General features: G+C 58.9%; 15 protein-coding genes and 3 pseudogenes. 9 read left to right on the top strand and 9 right to left on the bottom strand.

All coding sequences use genetic code 11. The features are described from left to right. Positions 1-698: 698 nt before the first annotated feature. On the top strand, positions 699-2,060 hold the full coding sequence (gene hemN, locus NL532_RS29900; RefSeq protein WP_286487845.1) for an oxygen-independent coproporphyrinogen III oxidase: 1,362 nt from the start codon (positions 699-701) through the stop codon (positions 2,058-2,060). Between the two features lie 172 nt (positions 2,061-2,232). On the opposite strand, the gene NL532_RS29895 is transcribed toward hemN, so the two are convergent. The 4 genes from NL532_RS29895 to NL532_RS29880 all read right to left on the bottom strand — a co-directional run bounded on the left by NL532_RS29895 (position 2,233) and on the right by NL532_RS29880 (position 6,289). Next, positions 2,233-2,424: a hypothetical protein gene (locus NL532_RS29895; protein ID WP_023727257.1), complete on the bottom strand. Its 192-nt coding sequence runs from the start codon at positions 2,422-2,424 to the stop codon at positions 2,233-2,235. A 498-nt stretch (positions 2,425-2,922) separates the two neighbouring features. Further along, positions 2,923-3,822, bottom strand: coding sequence for an NAD(P)/FAD-dependent oxidoreductase (locus NL532_RS29890; RefSeq protein WP_155923854.1), 900 nt, complete (start codon positions 3,820-3,822; stop codon positions 2,923-2,925). 136 nt (positions 3,823-3,958) lie between these two features. Then, the gene (locus NL532_RS29885; RefSeq protein WP_031201897.1) at positions 3,959-5,614 is read right to left on the bottom strand and encodes an MFS transporter; all 1,656 of its coding nucleotides are present in this window, start codon (positions 5,612-5,614) and stop codon (positions 3,959-3,961) included. 192 nt (positions 5,615-5,806) lie between these two features. Beyond that, the gene (locus NL532_RS29880; RefSeq protein ID WP_084624820.1) at positions 5,807-6,289 is read right to left on the bottom strand and encodes a hypothetical protein; all 483 of its coding nucleotides are present in this window, start codon (positions 6,287-6,289) and stop codon (positions 5,807-5,809) included. A 194-nt stretch (positions 6,290-6,483) separates the two neighbouring features. On the opposite strand from NL532_RS29880, the gene NL532_RS29875 reads away from it, so the two are divergent. From NL532_RS29875 to NL532_RS32315, 4 genes and pseudogenes are all read left to right on the top strand, one after another. Further along, positions 6,484-6,759 (top strand): hypothetical protein, encoded by a 276-nt coding sequence (locus NL532_RS29875; RefSeq protein WP_023829685.1) that lies wholly within the window; start codon positions 6,484-6,486, stop codon positions 6,757-6,759. A gap of 67 nt (positions 6,760-6,826) precedes the next feature. Beyond that, positions 6,827-7,114 (top strand): hypothetical protein, encoded by a 288-nt coding sequence (locus NL532_RS29870; RefSeq protein ID WP_081731045.1) that lies wholly within the window; start codon positions 6,827-6,829, stop codon positions 7,112-7,114. 1,058 nt (positions 7,115-8,172) lie between these two features. After that, on the top strand, positions 8,173-8,658 hold the full coding sequence (locus NL532_RS32320; RefSeq protein ID WP_023697180.1) for a ParB N-terminal domain-containing protein: 486 nt from the start codon (positions 8,173-8,175) through the stop codon (positions 8,656-8,658). A gap of 41 nt (positions 8,659-8,699) precedes the next feature. After that, positions 8,700-9,290: pseudogene (locus tag NL532_RS32315) on the top strand (ImmA/IrrE family metallo-endopeptidase); the annotation flags it as partial. A gap of 176 nt (positions 9,291-9,466) precedes the next feature. On the opposite strand, the gene NL532_RS29860 reads toward NL532_RS32315, so the two are convergent. From NL532_RS29860 to NL532_RS29845, 4 genes are read right to left on the bottom strand one after another with little or no spacing between them, the layout of a single operon-like run. Then, the gene (locus tag NL532_RS29860) at positions 9,467-10,423 is read right to left on the bottom strand and encodes an ImmA/IrrE family metallo-endopeptidase (RefSeq protein ID WP_023697178.1); all 957 of its coding nucleotides are present in this window, start codon (positions 10,421-10,423) and stop codon (positions 9,467-9,469) included. Next, positions 10,420-10,950: a helix-turn-helix domain-containing protein gene (locus NL532_RS29855; RefSeq protein WP_023830723.1), complete on the bottom strand. Its 531-nt coding sequence runs from the start codon at positions 10,948-10,950 to the stop codon at positions 10,420-10,422. Before NL532_RS29855 ends, NL532_RS29860 begins: the two co-directional genes overlap by 4 nt. A gap of 15 nt (positions 10,951-10,965) precedes the next feature. Continuing rightward, positions 10,966-11,613: a hypothetical protein gene (locus tag NL532_RS29850; protein WP_023697175.1), complete on the bottom strand. Its 648-nt coding sequence runs from the start codon at positions 11,611-11,613 to the stop codon at positions 10,966-10,968. Beyond that, complete coding sequence (locus NL532_RS29845) at positions 11,610-11,816, bottom strand: ribbon-helix-helix protein, CopG family (RefSeq protein WP_010913797.1); 207 nt, start codon at positions 11,814-11,816, stop codon at positions 11,610-11,612. The genes NL532_RS29850 and NL532_RS29845 overlap by 4 nt, the downstream gene beginning before the upstream one ends. Positions 11,817-11,966: 150 nt before the next feature. Here NL532_RS29845 and NL532_RS29840 point away from each other — a divergent pair, with 150 nt between their 5' ends. Genes NL532_RS29840 through NL532_RS29830 form a run of 3 tightly spaced genes read left to right on the top strand, consistent with a single transcriptional unit; the run spans position 11,967 to position 14,186 of the window. Then, the gene (locus NL532_RS29840; protein WP_032898264.1) at positions 11,967-12,623 is read left to right on the top strand and encodes a multiubiquitin domain-containing protein; all 657 of its coding nucleotides are present in this window, start codon (positions 11,967-11,969) and stop codon (positions 12,621-12,623) included. After that, on the top strand, positions 12,598-13,785 hold the full coding sequence (locus tag NL532_RS29835; RefSeq protein ID WP_023829684.1) for a ThiF family adenylyltransferase: 1,188 nt from the start codon (positions 12,598-12,600) through the stop codon (positions 13,783-13,785). Before NL532_RS29840 ends, NL532_RS29835 begins: the two co-directional genes overlap by 26 nt. After that, positions 13,785-14,186 (top strand): ubiquitination-like system serine protease family protein, encoded by a 402-nt coding sequence (locus tag NL532_RS29830; RefSeq protein ID WP_032898265.1) that lies wholly within the window; start codon positions 13,785-13,787, stop codon positions 14,184-14,186. The genes NL532_RS29835 and NL532_RS29830 overlap by 1 nt, the downstream gene beginning before the upstream one ends. Positions 14,187-14,550: 364 nt before the next feature. Here the strand turns inward: NL532_RS29830 and NL532_RS29825 are convergent. Further along, positions 14,551-15,630, bottom strand: a pseudogene (locus tag NL532_RS29825) (IS5 family transposase); the annotation flags it as partial. A gap of 287 nt (positions 15,631-15,917) precedes the next feature. Here NL532_RS29825 and NL532_RS29820 point away from each other — a divergent pair. After that, a pseudogene (locus tag NL532_RS29820) lies at positions 15,918-16,551 on the top strand (IS256 family transposase); the annotation flags it as partial. Positions 16,552-16,654 lie beyond the last annotated feature (103 nt).

Raw genomic sequence — 16,654 nt, 5'->3', positions numbered from 1 at the left:
GGACCTTGGTTCGCGTTTCCGTTCTTTTTGCCTTGCGGATCCACCCAAGCACGAACGGCAAACGTTTCGGCTACGGTTCGTCTGTTCGCTTCGCGACAGTTTGGCTTAATGGCGACGGCATTGTTTGCTGTGAGCCCCGCCGTTGAGGCATCATGCGGCGGCCACCGCTCGGTACGACGCCGTCACTTTGGCGAGCTGATGGTCGATAACCACGCGCCGCAGCCTTGCACCACTGAGTCGGTAGGCGCCAGCCTTGGCATTGCGGCGGACCTGACGGTCGCGTCGAGCAGGTTTTCGTGCTGAAAGCGGCGCGGCACAGCTAATGCTTCTGCCAGCAATTCACACAACGAGCTCATCGAGACGGCAGAGATCATTATGGGCGGCGGTAGCTGGCGTGCAAAGTCTGGACCCAACACCGTATATTGTCTCATCGGATGCTTCATCTGCGCTCAGAAGAGTCTCCCACGCGCAGATGAAGGGAAGGGACGGTGGAACAAAACGGTGCGCGTGAGGGTTTCGGCGGGAACACCATCGTCAGTCGCTGACCGAGTGCGCTCAGACCATCGCTGTCCAGCCAAGACTGAACGGCGCCCATTGCTAAAAAATTTCGAGCCCAAAGCGGAACGGACTGACATAGCGCAAAGACGCAGGCGAGCGCAGCGGTAAGGTTGGATGTTATCAGCATGGGACGGTGACCGTTGCAGACCACGAAATTTCGAGAGGCCCGGCTGCCTTGGTACACTATCTATCCGGCTGTGTCGGAGTTCTCTGGGGCGGTCGGCGCCGAGGCTTATGAGGAATGGCTCAGGAACCTGCCGGCTGATGATCCGGTGTCACTCTATCTGCACGTTCCGTTCTGCCGATCAGCCTGCTGGTATTGCGGCTTCCCAACCACCATCACCCGCCGTGATGCGCCCATCCTCAACTATCTGGCGGCGCTGCGTGACGAGATCCGTCTGGTTTCGGAGCGAGTGCCGAAGACGTTGCCCGTGAGCGACATACATTTCGGCGGCGGAACGCCATCTCTCATCGGACCAGCCGAGTTCCTCGCTCTGATGGAGTTCCTGCGATGCCGCTTCGCCATCTCGAAAGCAGCTACGGTCGCCATCGAGATCGATCCACGCACGCTCACGCCCGAGATGGCGGAAGGCTTGGGAGCGGCCGGCGTGAACCGCGCGAGCCTGGGCGTACAGAGCTTCGATCCCATTGTTCAAAAAGCGATCAACCGAATCCAGAGCGAGGCCCAGACGTCGGCTGCCGTGGAAGTGCTGCGCCGGCATAGAGTAAGCCGCATCAACTTCGACCTCATCTACGGCCTGCCGCGTCAAACGGTGGAGTCGTGCGTCGAAACAGTGAGGGCGGCGGTCGCCATACGCCCCGACCGGCTTGCCTTGTTCGGCTACTCGCACATCCCATCCCAAGTAAAGAATCAGCGCCTCATCGAGGCGGAATTTCTTCCCGACAGCGCTGCCCGCGCTGAACAGTATGCGGCTGTCGCCGTGACGCTGATTGCCGCCGGCTACCGACAGATCGGGCTCGACCATTTCGCTTTGCCGGACGACGAGCTCGCGCTGGCACAGGAAACAGGTCACCTGCGACGTAACTCGTTGGGCTACTCGGCGGATACCTGCAGAACCCTGATCGGTTTCGGCGCGTCGGCTATCGGCCGCATCGGCCAGGGATACGTTCAAAACGAAGTTACACGGGATTCCTACATCCAGCACATCGCAGCTGGCCGACTGGCTACATCGAAGGGCCATCGCCTCACAGACGACGACCGCGTGCGAGCCGCAATTATCGAGCGATTAATGTGCGATTTCGAGGCTGACGTGCCGGCAATCTGTGTCGCCCACGGATCTGATCCGATCCGTCTTCGCGATTCGGCTGAGCGCTTGGCCATGCTGGCCAAGGACGGGATAGTGGACTTCGAGAACGGCTTTGTCCGCGTACGGCGGGAGCATCGCTTTGGGATTCGCGCTGTCGCTGCCGCATTCGATGTTTTTAGGGATGGCGTTACGTATATCCCGCAGCAGCTTAATGCGATGCAAAGCACGACATAGTCCGGCATCAATGTCTCCGCTTGGAACCGCCGGCCTACTTGCCACGCCGGCCGGGCGCTGGTCTGGCAAGTGGGCTTTCCGTTTGCCAATGCGTTCGTTCCCGGCCCTCACGGGGGAGTCCCTGCCGTGAGCGCCTCACCCGCGAGGCTACATGGCGGCCGTGGAGATTACCTCAGCAGCGGCGCCCGATCGGAAACCTTAGCACCTCAGCGCTTTGGCGTGGCTGCTTGAACTCTTCGACGGCAACCGCCTCAATTAGCAGGTCCAAGGCTTCGCGGCCCCTTTGACTCATCGGGTCATCCCCACAAAGGTAGTCATACGCTCGATCTAAATGCACTCGGGCGGCGGAAAAATCGCTTGTCATATCATAGAACCCTCTCTACCCGCCCGCATTGCCGTCTACGAGGTGAAGGTAGTGCAATCGGCAATATATACAGACAAATTTGAATTAAATCGGAGATGATCATGGAGGCCGAGTTCCCTGACCTGATGCCGCCATTGAGCCCGCCGACGACCACTCGCTGGCGCTCGGTCGGTTCATAAATGCCGAGCACCCCGTCCCGAGACCACCTCTGACCTCCCTCCTTCGATGCTAGACGCGTGGAAGACATGGCTGCGCCGCCGCTGCGAGAAAGGCGTGTCCCATCGCGCGGCGGCTGCATAGTGGGCAGCAGTGCTGGGAGCTAATCGGCAAAGCCGCGTGTGGCGATTTTGCATAGCGGGCGCAGGCGAATCGCCACGCCCGTCCAGCATGTCCGATGCCGCGTAGGCCGCCAGGATCCCTGAGCGGAGTGCATGCACGATCCCGCGTGATGACAGTGGATCGGCACAGAACAGGCAGTCGCCCGCCGCGACCCAGCGGTCACCGGCGGCGGGATCGATTGCGGTTCCCGCCGCCTTGATCATGCTGGCGGTCTCGATTGCGTTGGGCGGCACGAGCGGCGCGATGGACTGCGTTGCGGCTAAAGCTTGGTACCAATGTCCGGCTTTGCGCAGTTCGCTGCCCAGATCCGGATCGGTGAGGCACGCGCAAGTCGGCGCTGTACCACCAGCCTTCGGGACGCGCCTTGACGACCATGCTGCAATCGCCCGGTGCGCGGTCGAAAAAGCGTGTGTAGGCGGCAAGATGTCCGTGCATGGTGAGCTTGGCGCCGAAACATCGCGCCAGCCTCCAACTGCGACCGGTCGCCCAAACCACGGCGCGGGCAACGATAGCTTCATCGGCCAGCTTGAGCAGCCAGCCTTGATCGTCGCGCACTGCCGAACCCACGGCCGAGCCAAACCGCGTGTCCACACCTGCCGCCTTGGCCGCCTGCACCATCAGCCGGTCGAATCGCGTCCGGTCGAGCTGCCAGCCGGCACCTTGAGCGGAAAACATGCCGTGCCGCTCGCTGGGAACTTCATTGGCCCACACCGAAACAAGCGCACGATTTTCAACGAAGCCGGCCTCGGCGAACGGCGTCCAGACACCAAGCTGACGCAGCAGCCCATTCGCTACTGCCGGCAGCACCTCTCCCGGCTTTGGCCGATCATGCCTTCCTGCTTCCAGCAACAGCACGCTCCGCGCGGGTGCATCGTTGCCAACGCCAGTCCGGATGTGGTCGCCGCCGAACGTGATCGTCTCAGCGAGCTGGCGGGACAAAATGCCAACCTCAAGATAGCGTTGGCCCGGATCAGCGAGGCGGACTGAGGAAGACTTTAAATTCAAAAGGTGACACGCGGCAATAGTCGCGTGCCGCTGTAGCCCCAGGCTCCGCTTCACCGTGGGGACCGATCGGTCGCACTCTCAGCCTGGGGTTCTTCTCTGCCACCCATCATCGAATTTTGGTGGATTGTCCGTCTCCCGCACCGGTTTGAGCGCGATAGACAAGAATCGCGTTTTCTGTGCCGGCCGGGCTTCAATGACGGGGATGGCGAAAAGCTGAGTGCTCGGGCTTGCGGGCCGAGCTTGTCGGCCGCTCGATGGAAAGTGTCATTTGAGGTGGGGTCTCGGCCGCGTGCAGCTGAAAGACACGCTCGTCCAGTTCCTTGTCTACTTCCGTCAGACGATGATTGAGGCGAAGGTAGTCCGTCCAGGTCGGCGTGCGAAACGTTTCTGTCCAATGCATAGGCTTCTGCAAGTTCCGCTGGAGCGTCCAGTTCCGGGCACCGACGCGGCTGTGTACATGGCGCCGCTGCCGCATGAGGTCGAGGAAGGCCTCGAGATTTCTCTCGGCTATCAGGTATTGGATCTTGACCACGATCGGGCCGCTCCTCGGCTTCAAATTGAGAGAGACAGCTGGGGCATCGAATTCCTCCAAGGGATCGGGCTCGGAGTCGCGGCGCTCCCGAAGCGGAAAGAGAACGCCGGCTGCAGCGACGATCAACAGGGCTCCAGCGGAACCCTCTAGCGCCCAGGTCAACGAATGGTTTTCGGCCACCGTGCCCCACACCCAGCTACCGAGCGCGATGCCGCCGTCTATCAAAGCATAGTAGATCGAGATGGTGCGCCCCACGACCCAGCGCGGGCTCGCCAGCTGCACGCTCACACCGACCCCTGACCAGGCGGTGACCCAGCCCGCGCCGCCCAAAGCGAGTGCAATTGCCGCCACCCCGATCGAAGAGGTCAGTGCCAGGGAAAGTGAGCACGCCGCGCAGGCGACGCAGGAGAGCCTCATCAGCCGCTCCTGCGACAAGCTCCGTCTGAACAGGCTGTTGGAGAGGCCGGCGAAGACGGCACCGGTCCCGAAGCCGGCCATGAGCGCGCCATAGGCGAGCGGGCCTCCTCCCAGCTGGTCGCGGACAACCACCGGCAGCAGCGCGAGTATGGCGATGCTCGCCAGGCCAAAGAGGGTTCCGCGCGCGATCGCCGCTTTGATTTCCGATGACATCGCCGTGAAGCGCAGCCCGTCATAGATCGCCGTCCTCATCGACTCGCGTGGAAGAGGGGACGAGCGAACCTTCCACTTGCAGCGCCAAATAGTGGCCAAAGGTACGAAATAGGTGAGCGTGGTCACCGCAAATGCCGCCATGAGGCCAAAAGAGGCAACCACAATGCCGCCGAGCGCCGGACCCACGGTCCGGACGGTGTTGAAGCCAACAGAAAGCAGGGTTACGGCAGCGGGAACATCTCGTCGATCCACGATATCGCCAACCGACGCTTGCCAGGCCGGATCATTGAGAGCACCGCCGCTTGCGATCAAAAAGCTGAAGCCGAGGATCATCCACGGACTGACAAAGCCCAGCGCTACAGACGCGGTCAGCATCGCGGACGCAATCACCATAAGGCACCGACCGGCGAACATCACCCTGCGCCGGCTGAAATTGTCGGCGAGAGCTCCGGCAAAAACGGACAGGACGAAAGCGGGCAGGTTCGATGAAGCCTGCACCAGCGCAACCATCAGATCGGAAGTCGAGATCGTTGCCATCAGCCAGCTGATGGCAACAGTCTGCATCAACCAGCCGAGGCTTGAAACCTGCGTCGCGAGCCAGATCGAACGAAAGGTCGGCTGCAGAAGTGGCCCAAAGGTCGTTGGTGCAGCCAAATCTTCGTTTGATCCAGCCACCCTACTCATTTTGCGAACCTTTGCTTTCCGTTATTGTCGTTTCGCATGTAATCTAGGCTGAACCGTGGCGGCTGGAAGAATAGATGGACCCATTTGTCTCCGACGATGTGGCCACAGTTCCTCCTGACCAGTGGTCTGGCGGCCGGGACGCAGACATGGGCCGGCTCACTCGCCTTCGACGACATGTTGGTGAGCCGGAATTCACATGTCATTTGAGGCATCATGCTCGTTCGACGCGCTGCGAGCGATTTTTCGCGAAACGTTACCCTGTTCTTTTGTTGGAAACTCACTCATCAGCGGCGTTCGATGCTGAGTGCGGCTTCCGAAAAGTGAGGACGCTTGCAGATCTTTGACAGGATCAGTTCCCTGATAGATGCAGACGATTGCCAGGCCGCGATCGAAGACGCGCGCGCCCTGCTCCTTCAGTTCGGACAAAAGTCTGATGCGCTCACACATGCGATCGACGAGTTTCTGCTCGACCTGATGACATTGGCTTTCATCGTCGAATGTTACGGACGCGGCTTTGAACTTTTGGCGCGAACGCTTGCCCGTAGAAGGCTGGCGAAGGTCAGACTGTTGTCGGGAGGGGTCGGCCGGGCAGAACGGGTTCCAAAGCCTGATGGCTGAACCGGCGATCGAGCCGCGTTCCATTAACGACGTGGCGACCGCCAAAAAAAAGGGCATCGGAAAACCGAGGCCCTTTAGGTGTAAAGTCAAAACCTTCAGAGGGGAACAGCTGATACCATGGAATGGGAGGAAACCATCGCATGCATCAGCTGTAAGCTTAATGGCTAAAAGTTGTGCAATGCGCAAACACATTTTGTGCAATGCAGCTATGCAGTAACGCAAAGCCTCAAGTTGCAAGATCGATTTTGGAAATGTTTGCTGCTCGTACGGTGATGGGCGAGATCCTTAAGCGTATGTACGGCGGCATGATGGACGCTTGCAAGCAGCCAGACAAGATTATCGCGAAGCTAAAAGAAGGTTCGATCCAATCGGCGATGCTCAATACCCGCGCCATTCTGGTTCAGCCGGGCGTTACATCGCCTCGCCAAGTTGAGGATGTATTGGTCGCGAGCAGCCGCGCGCCAATTTGGAACCCACGACCATATGCAACGATTGGGCACTGTCCGAAGAAGGCCGAGAACGGTTGAAAGTGCGCTAGATGGAGATATTCTGAATTGGAACGGGGGCCTGGTTCATCGCCAAAGCGAGACATGGATGAAAAGCAGATCGCGCCCAACGCCTGATCCAACCATTGCAACGGAAGTCCCCTGGTCGGAAAGCCTAACCGCATATGATGACAAGCATTTCCAGCTCTATTTGAAGCTCATGGACGCTTGCGCCGACAGTGCCAGCGAAGAGGAGATGGCGCTGGATGTACTGGGTATCGATCCGGTCAAAGAGCCAATCCGCGCCCGTAAGGCCCTTCGCAGTCACCTCAAACGGGTGCTCTGGTTTATGCATGAGGGCCATAAGGAACTGCTTCCAAGCCGGCCGCCTCAATAACTGCGGCGCCGAACAAGGTTGCCCGAGAGATCAGGTGGCGCCCTCGGGGGATGCGAGGACACTTGAAAGCCGCAATCGGGTTATCATCTCCATACTGCGTGATCTCTCGGTGTACTGCGGTCCCGACTTTACGGATGTCACCCCCGTCGGCCTGGGGCACCCCTTCAAGGTGACATTCACGTCGGCCCCGGATTTGTCTGGCACCTACGAGAACGTTGCAGGGAGCGGCTCGGTAAGCGGCTTTGAACGACCCGGTCAACTCGTAATGACCTACTCCGGAGCAGATGGGATGTCCCATGGAGTTGCCATTCTCCAAGACATTCAGACCCACCTTTCTTCCAACAACGTCGAGCATGATTACGTGGGAGCCGTTTTGGTCCACGCTTGCTATAAGGCGGACACCCAGCAGTGCGATGCCGCCAAATCACGCAATATAAATTCTGCAGGGCGATTTTGTCGAAAAACAGGGAACCCGACAAGGATCCTTCCCTCAAGGGTTACTCGACGAACCATGTTCGGCTTTTCAGAACGATCTGAAGCTGAAGCTTAGCCCGACGGCACAGCTTTAGGCACGAAGGCGCTCACCAGGGTCGCAGCTCAAAGAGAACGGCGCCCTTCGCCGGGGGGCCGTCCGTTCCGCATCCCGCCTGACGGCGGCGCGTTGCTGATGCTCCTACGGCCGCCCTGTTGAGCCGGTCTCAGGGCCACGGTCTTTCTCCTGCACCGATCTGACTTGGTCCCGCTGGCGGGCATTTAGGTGCTTCCGTTTTGTACGCTCTTCTTTCTTGGGCCGCTTCGCGGCACGGCTGCGCCGACATGGATGTGCCTAGCGGCACCTCTCCTATGTAGCGGGAAGAGAGGCGCGCGGCCCTCTCTCCCCAGCAAGCCGCCGCGGGCGGGTTCCCCCATCTTCCTCCGCTTCGCTAGGTGCAGACCGGGGAGACCCCTCCGCCCCCGGGACTTGCCCCCCCCCTCGCTCCCCGCTACTCGCCGCGAGGCAGGGGTTCAGGGGACCTGAACCCATCAGGTCAATCGCTGAAATCAACACGAGCAAGTCCATGAATACCGCTGTTATCACTATCCCGCCCGCAGGTAGGGCCGAACTGGCCGCCAGCATCGAGGCCCATGGCCTCATCCATAACCTTTTGACCCGCAAGGCCCCGAAGGGAGCCAAGTTCGAAGTCGTCGCCGGAGGGCGGCGACTGGGGGCGTTGCGGTTGCTGCTGGACGAGGGCCGCACCGTACAGGGCGTGGCTGTGACCAAGGATTATCCGGTCAACCGCTGGCTTGAAGACATTACGGCAGTTGCCGGCCATTATGCGTTTCTCCCTGAAGTCGACCTGCCAGATTTACTCAACGGCTTAGGCTACCGAAGCCTGGGGATGAGGATCTGGAGGGCATTGCCCAAACAGCGCGAGAGCACTGGGGAATCGGATTGCGACCGACCCCAACGTAGTTGCTCTGCTGGAGCAGATCGGCGTCGTCGTGGCGAGCGAACCAATGGAAACCACACAGTTGTATGGGCTAAGCAGGTGGGGATCTGATCGTCGCCCACACGTATTTCTAGCGCAGTCATTCGCGCGAAGACAATTTTGATGCCGCGCACGAGTTGGCCCACCTCTTGCTGCACCGTGCAGTGTCCGAGGATGAGCTTGTCGAGAATTTCAAGCTGATCCAAGACCAAGCTCATCGGTTCGCTTCAGCGTTGCTTCTGCCGGCGAGTCAGTTCTCGGCTGAGGTCACTAGTGCCTCGCTTTGGGAGCTGGAGCGGCTGAAGGTTCGCTGGCGCGTGTCCATCAAGGCTCAGATCATGCGTCTCCAACGCCTCTGCATTGTCGATGCCGAGGGAGCGACCCGCCTCTATCGTAGCTACAGCGCCAAGGGCTACTCAGGATCCGAGCCCTACGATGACGTTTGGCCGCTGCAGCAACCTACGTTACTGGCTGATGTATTTCGGACCGTGGTGGATGACGGGGGCTGTCCAAGGAAGAGCTTCGGCACGATCTGCCGTTGTTCGCTCATGATGTTGAGAGCTTGGCTGCACTTCCTCCAAGTAAGCTTGACCCCAGCACTCCGGTGCACAGGTTCTCCTGGCTGCCGGATGCGCACGTCTGCGGTCTTCACCGGATGGACCTTCCTCCGGGCTGGCTCTCGCAAGAGCCTGCTCGCGTCGTGAAGCTGAAGCTCGTGGCGCCGACCCGCGGTGAGGGGCCGTCCGGCCAGCTCGGCGAGGTCATACCAATGTCGCGCCGACAATAAGCGACGTCCGCCAAGAAATATGCCGCAAGCGAAACAGCGGTGGTGTGCTTACAGTATGGGCAAGCTGCCGTTGAGATAACCGTCTGCCTGTGCCTAGGCTGCCCTAAAGCCGACAGGGAAAATGCGCTGGTGTTTCTTCTTGTAGATGCAGTAAGTGAGCAGATCGTAGGTGTTTGAGAAGCTGTGCAACCAGAATACATGGGGTTCGCCGTTCGCATCATAAAAGATGCTTTCGCCTTCGCCTACTGGACCCCGTTTGCGGTTCGTTGCGTGATCGCAGATCGCGGAATAGGCAACTGTGGTGGTGATTCCGGGAAAGTGCTCAGCTAAAGCTATCGATCTTGGAAAATATGCCACATTGTCATTCCCTGCCTTCTCGCAAATATCTCTGTGATACGGATGCCGACTGACAACGCCGAAGGCAGGAAACTCCGGGTCGCGTTCACAAACCATTTGCCAAAGTGTTGTTGTAAGTGTGTTCCCATAGCGCTTGCGAAGCTGCTCGATACTCTTCCATTCCAATGAGCAGTCCAGCGCTTCCGGTCGAAACCTTCCTCCCAGAAACAAGAGATGGCGTCCGCCATAGTTAGCTTCTGCTTCCATTGCCTGATGGAATGTTGGGTTCAGCGTGGACTCGTTGTCGCCCAGAAGCAGGGAGCGATGCCACGGTAGAAGGTCATGTGTAATTTCATGTGCGATGAGGAAGCGTCGCTTTAGCTCGGCTACCTCGTCATCGATGAAGATTCTTTTGTCGCCTTCCTTCAACATTAGGATACCACGAAGGCCATATTGCTGGACTACATCGACCATGCGCTTAGCCGTGCTGGTGATCTCGTTCCCAGCCATTCGCGCCCTGTGGGCGATCTCATCTAATAGGCTCAAGTTCGCCTTGCTATAATAGGTAAGGTCAAGCTTTTGCAGCGCGCGCACCTGCTCGAGCCTTAATGGGGGCTCTGGATTGCCGAGATCACGTAGCAAACGTGATATGTGCTCATGGATATCTCGGCGCTCAAAGTTCCCGATTATCGGCTCAATCGCAGACATGGTCATCCATTCTTCTTATCGATTGACGCCAGTACCTTAACGAAATCGTTGAGGTCGCGCCTTTCAGCCTGGCTTAGTTTCGATAGGTCGTCTGAACTCGCAGCAAAACGATGCACCGCTTCGGTGAGATTGTCATTCTGCGCGGACGCCGCCGCAGTCAGCAGTCCTACAGCACGTGCTGAAACCCCAATAAACTCGGCTAGCTGATGAACGGTACGCGGGCCTGGAACATAGTTGGGATCCTTCTCCACCTGCTCCAATTCCGCCGCATCAACACGAATTTTGGCAGCCAACTGCGCAATGCTTAAACCGTCCTTGCGTCGAAGCTGATGCACCAACTTAAACAACACAGCAGATTTCTGTTCGGGGGCAGCCGAATTAGGCTGCCCCGCAGTTGCTTGATGACGAGACTTCTCCTGCATAAGACGCTCAAGCGGAGCTGCGTCGCGGAGCGGGAGCCCCACGTCGCAATCGACATCCGGATCATGTTCGATATGGCTGCGCAGCCAATCGGCAGTGAAATGTAATTTCATGGTCGACTCCTCTTGTTAGTGTTGCACGGATAGGAAAGTCGCAGCATCCCTGCTGGAAAGCTCGAAGTATCTAAGTCCTTTATGTACTCCTTCGCTATCCGTTCCGAAATCCGTCATTCCGATCGCATCCCGGTAGAAAACTTCTGCGCCACGAAGAGAATGCAGACCAATTCGGCCACCAAATTCCTCTTCTAGGCTCAAGCTGACGGCCGTACCGATGAGCACACGGCCCGCGCCCTTGTAAGTCGGGTCAGCAACCAACTTTGGTCGGTTCCATGGAGCCGTCGCCAAAAACTCCACGTAGATCAGCGGCGCTCGCTGATGCTCGGGGTGGCGACTGAAGCAATCCTGACCGCCTTTGCGCGTCATCATGATGGCTTGGGTACTGCCACCACATTCAAGCACGAAGAAATCGAACAGGAAGGGGTCGTTCAGCGCAACCAGCGCCTTCTTGCCCCATTCCCAATGGGCGTCTTCAGCATTGACCTCTGCTAACGTCTGAAGGGAAGCCTTAGCCTCCCTCCGACGCAACTCAAAAAGAGGTCGCCAGCGTCCTTCGATATGCGCGAGATTCGTGCTGTCCAAGCCATGATACAGGTGTGCATCTTCGTACAGGCCTGTGGCACGATTTTTGAGAAAGACTCGATCGATCAGCCCTTTCATAGAACCATAAGCTCTACTTTTTCTGATTTATCCGCGCTTTCGACGAACACCTTTTCGCCCCGCGCCAGTCGATCATCGACTGATTTGTAGAGCCGCAGCGCTTGGCGAACGAGTGCGGTTTTAGACAACCCTTTTTCTTCACACATGGTTTCAAGGACGCTCATTTCTGCGTCCGACAAATTAAGCGTCATCGTACGCTTCACAGGCGCTTCTCCCTAACCAGCACTCTCCATGTAGCTATAAAGTCCATACCTGTCAATCAAAAAACAACCATTAACTAGCCAATTAATAGCTAGACATTGGCTAAAAACTCCATATATGATTTGTGCAGAATGAGAAACAAGGAGGGTTCAATGCCTGACGTAACGAACTTTACATATAAGCTGGATGGTCGCGTGATCGCCACCAATGACGCCATAATCTCAGGTCGCGAGGTCCGCACCATCGGCGGGCTCAATCCAGCTAGCGGTTATATTCTCATCCAGATTGCGGACGGGTCGACGCGTTCGATCGGGCTTGAGGAGCCGACCGACCTGCGACAGATGCCGCAGCCTGAGTTCCTTTCATTCGAAGGTGATCGGACCTTCTCCCTCACCGTCAACGAGCGCGGCTGGGAATGGGGGGCGGCCAAACTCTCCGCAGCTGACATCTACCGTTACGCCAGCATCGATGAGGAACTCGAGCTAATCCTGGACAGCGCCGGCGACGCGGTCATTCCCGCTGATGGCGAGGTGACTCTGGGCGGACAGGGAGTCGAGCGCATCCGCAGCCGCGAAGCGAAGACGGTGGTCATCAAAGTCAACGGGCGACCGCGTACGGTGCCCAAGAAAAAGCTCAGCTATCGTGAGGTTGCACTTCTCGCCTACCCTGACGCCGACTTCGAGAAATTCAAGTACACGATAACTTACCTGAAAGGTGTACACGGCGCGGAAGGTGATCTGGTGGAGGGCGAAAAGATCGAAGTCAAGAATGGGATGGTCTTCAATGTCCGCCGATCTGATAAGTCGTGATCCACATCTGAAGCAACTGCTGGACGAGGGGTTTGAGCTTGAGATGCGCGACCTCGTCCTCCTCGTTCACAGCGTGCCCTATGTGAAGCGGGACATGTCGCTTGGTCGAGGCACACTTGTCTGCACTCTGTCGCTGGATACGGAAGGCCTGACCTCGACTCCACTGACGGACCACACCATGTGGTTCGCCGGCGAGACGCCTTGCCATCGCGATGGCACGCCAATGACAAATATCATCCATAATAGTCAGGAGGCGACTGTGGGGTCGGACATCAAGGTCCACCATTATTTCTCGTCGAAGCCAGAAGGCACCGGCCAGTATGCCAACATTTACGACAAGGTTGTCACCTATGAGTCTCACCTCGGTGCTGCTGCGCGGTCTCACGACAAGACCGCCAACGCGCGTACAGGCGTCACGTTGGCCAGTGCGGAGGACGATAGTCCCTTCGCGATTCCCGATTCTGCGTCAGTCCGCTACGGAATCCTCGCCGCCAACCGCAAACTCAGGGGCAGCATCGCGATCATCGGCCTCGGCGGAACCGGTGCCTATCTGCTCGACCTCGCCGCCAAGACCCGTGTTGCCGAGATCCACATCTACGATGACGACCAGCTTCTCAACCACAATCTTTTCCGTTCGCCTGGTGCTCCCGAACTGGTGCTAGCGAAGAATTTCCCCCGCAAGGTAGATTATTACGCTGCGCTCTACGCGCGCATGCACAAGGGCGTGAAGCCGCACACCACTCGAGTGACGGCTGACAACATTGACGAATTTTCAACCTATGACTTCGTATTTGTCTGCGTTGATAAGGGATCGTCGCGGCGCGTGATTGCCGAAGGGCTGGTTCGCCTGGGCATTGCATTCGTCGACACTGGCATAGGTATAGGGCTGGACGACAACACGCTCGACGGTTGCGCAAGGGCAACGTTTATTGCCCCTGGCATGCCGTGGGCGGAAGTGGCTACCCATCTGTCGTTCGGTGACGACGACGAAGAGGCCGATGTGTACGGAACCGAAATCCAGATCGCCGAACTCAATTCTTTGAACGCGATTATGGCGGTCATGCGCTGGAAACGCTGGCTGACCTTCTATCGTGATGAGCGCAACGAAAGGAACGCGACATACATGATCGAGGGCAACAATATCACAAACCGGGTGACATGATGGCTCGGGTGGATTGTCTTACAACGGTCTTCGTCGAAGACATTCCGGAACAACTGGAAGACGGTGTCCTTTACGTGTCGCGCGAATGCCACGTCGCGCTGCATAATTGCGCGTGTGGGTGCGGCGAGGAGGTTTCAACACCGCTCGTTCCGACTGAATATGACCTCATTATGGAAGACGAGGGAGCCTCGATATGGCCGTCGATCGGCAATCACGACTTCCCTTGTGGCTCGCACTACATCATTAAAAGCGGCCGCATCCAATGGGCCGGCAAGATGTCTCGCGCGCAGATCGAAGCGGGCCGCGTCCATGACCGTCTGCTCAAGCGCGGCGCCCAGCCGAAGGGGCTCAGGGCCATCGTCGCATGGTTCAAGCGCCTGTGGATCAAGTTCATTGGCTAATCAACGTTTGCCATGGGGTCGGCCGCAATTTGCGGTCGGGCTGGCGCCGACACGGCTGTCCTCCGATTGGCTCCAAGTAGGTCTAGGAAGCCGGTAGTCGTTGATGTTGCAAATCTGAATGAAGGGCAGGTTTCAGGGAAACGGTTACCTGGCGGCGTTGTCCAAATGAGGCGCGAAGCCCGATCTTTCATCCAGGAGCACCCGGACAACGCCGAAACTCGCTCGTCAGGGCCGGAGATCGCTTCGTTTCTGTGAAGTCGGTCGATTAGGGATTCATTTTGGTCGGTACCCATCCAATTCTGAATGAACCGAATTTGGCGGTCTGACCGGCCGAACAGATAGTCGACCGTGAACAATCCAGCCCCTAAGCGGCGACCGGCTTGGGCCGGAGTTGGAAGAGAGCGATCAAGAGCGACAAAAAACCCTTCAGCCACCTGAGCAGGAGGGAGAAGTTGTAGCCGGCGGCGGCCAGGATGGCGTTGACGGCGTCGCCCTGCTGGCCGGCGAGGTAGTTGCGGCCCATGCGGTGCTCGGCCTTGATGTGGCCGATCACCGGCTCGACCGCCGACCGCCGCCGCATCTGGCGTTTGATTGCCGGGGTGACGCGGCGTTTCTGGCCGCTGGTGACGACCCTGAACCTGTGGCTCTGGGGTGCGTTGTGGCCGCGATAGCCGGCGTCGGCAAGGATGCGGCCGATCTCGTTGCCGATGGTCTCTTCGATATCGGGGATGACGCTTGCCAGCGTGTGGCCGTCATAGGGATTGCCGGGCAGTGCTTTTGCATGCAGGGCGAATTGGCCGCCCTTGGAGCGCTTCAGCGTGGTGGCCACCGAGGCCTTGACGCCGAACTCGTAGGGCATGTGCGCCTTGCCCTTGCCGATGCATTCCACCTCGTGCGCGTGCAGGCTGTAGATCTTGCGGCCGCGCTGACGCTGACGCTGCTCGAGAACGGTGGCGGCCTGGTAGAGCGGCCATTTGAAGAGCGCGTCCAGCCCCGCATCGCCGGCAATCTGGCGACCGATGTCGCGAATGGTCCGGCCGAGATAGGTCTTGAGCCTGCGCAGCGCCTTGTTGGCCCGCTTGAACTGCTTGGCGTGGGCATAGCGCTGGTGCTTGATCAGCGCCAGCTTGCCGACCCGCACATAGCTCTGGCGCAAATTGAGCCCCGTCTTCCTGGCCAGCCGCACCAGCCGTTCACGCGCCCGGTGAATGAGCTTGGCGTCGGTCGGGAACATGACGTTCTTCGGCTGCACGGTGGTGTCGACGATCACCTGGCGCGTGTCGGCCGGCTTCATCGCCCCGGTCTTGACCGCAAGGCTGAGGCTCTCCTGCAACAGCGCCATGATCCGCTCCTCGCCCATGCGGCCGCGCCAGCGCGTCATCGACGAGCGATCGAACGGCAGCGCGTGGCAGAAGAATTCCTCGCCGCAAAGGTACTGGAAGTAGATCCTATGCAGGGGGCCTGCGGCTGGGGCAGCTTTGCTCCCTCTCTCGGCGAAAGACAGGAGGATATCCATGACCGCCAATCCATCGGTGCAGTCCGTTACGCGGATAACGAACACATGCTTTATGGCAATCGAGCTCAGCCGGACAAATTGGCTGGTAGGTCTCCTTACCCCGCTCTCGGACAAGATATCTCTCCGAAAGATACCTTCTGGGGACACTCAACAACTGTTCGAGATAGTCGATCATGCCATCGAGAAGGTTTCCCGCATGATCGGGCGAAAGCCCGAGAGAGGTTCTGGGCATGGAGGTCGGCACGTCTGAGGCCGAGCCGATCTGGACGGAGTTCCTGCGCAAGCTGACCCGCCGTGGCCTGCGCGGCGTCAAGCTCGTCGTCTCCCATGCCCATGAAGGCATCAAGGCGGCCGTCACCAAGGTGCTGTGCGCGACATGGTAGAGGTGCCGCGTCCACTTCATGAGGAACGTGCTGGCCCATGCCGGCAAGAGCGGGCGCCGCGTCGTCTCCGCTTTCATCGCCACCGCCTTCGCCCAGGAAACGCCCGGGGCTGCTAGCACGCAATGGCGCGCCGTTGCCGACCAGATCCGGCCGAAGGTGCCGAAGCTGGCGACAATCATGGACGACGCCGAGCCCGACGTGCTTGCCTACATGACTTTCCCCAAGGAGCACCGCGCCAAGCTGCACTCGACCAACCCGATCGAGCGCCTCAACGGCGAGATCAAGCGGCGCACCGAGGTCGTCGGCATCTTCCCAAATGACGACGCCATCGTCCGCCTGGTTGGCGCGATCCTGCTCGAACAGAACGACGAATGGGCCGTGCAGCGCGCCAGATACATGACGCTGGAAACCATCAGCCAAATGAGCGATGATCCGTCTGATCAGCCTGCCAGCCGTGGCACGCTGATCAGCCCGGCCCCATCCCGGAGAGCGCGGCGACCAAGCCGTCAGCTACAAGGGACACGATCTCGGGCGACGCCGCCGAGAAGGTTGCTTTTTATCTAATCACC

Source organism: Mesorhizobium sp. C120A (genome assembly GCF_030323105.1).
Taxonomy (GTDB): domain Bacteria; phylum Pseudomonadota; class Alphaproteobacteria; order Rhizobiales; family Rhizobiaceae; genus Mesorhizobium.
The sequence above is the reverse complement of the archived record's forward strand: the minus strand, read 5'-3'. Positions and strand labels throughout refer to the sequence as shown.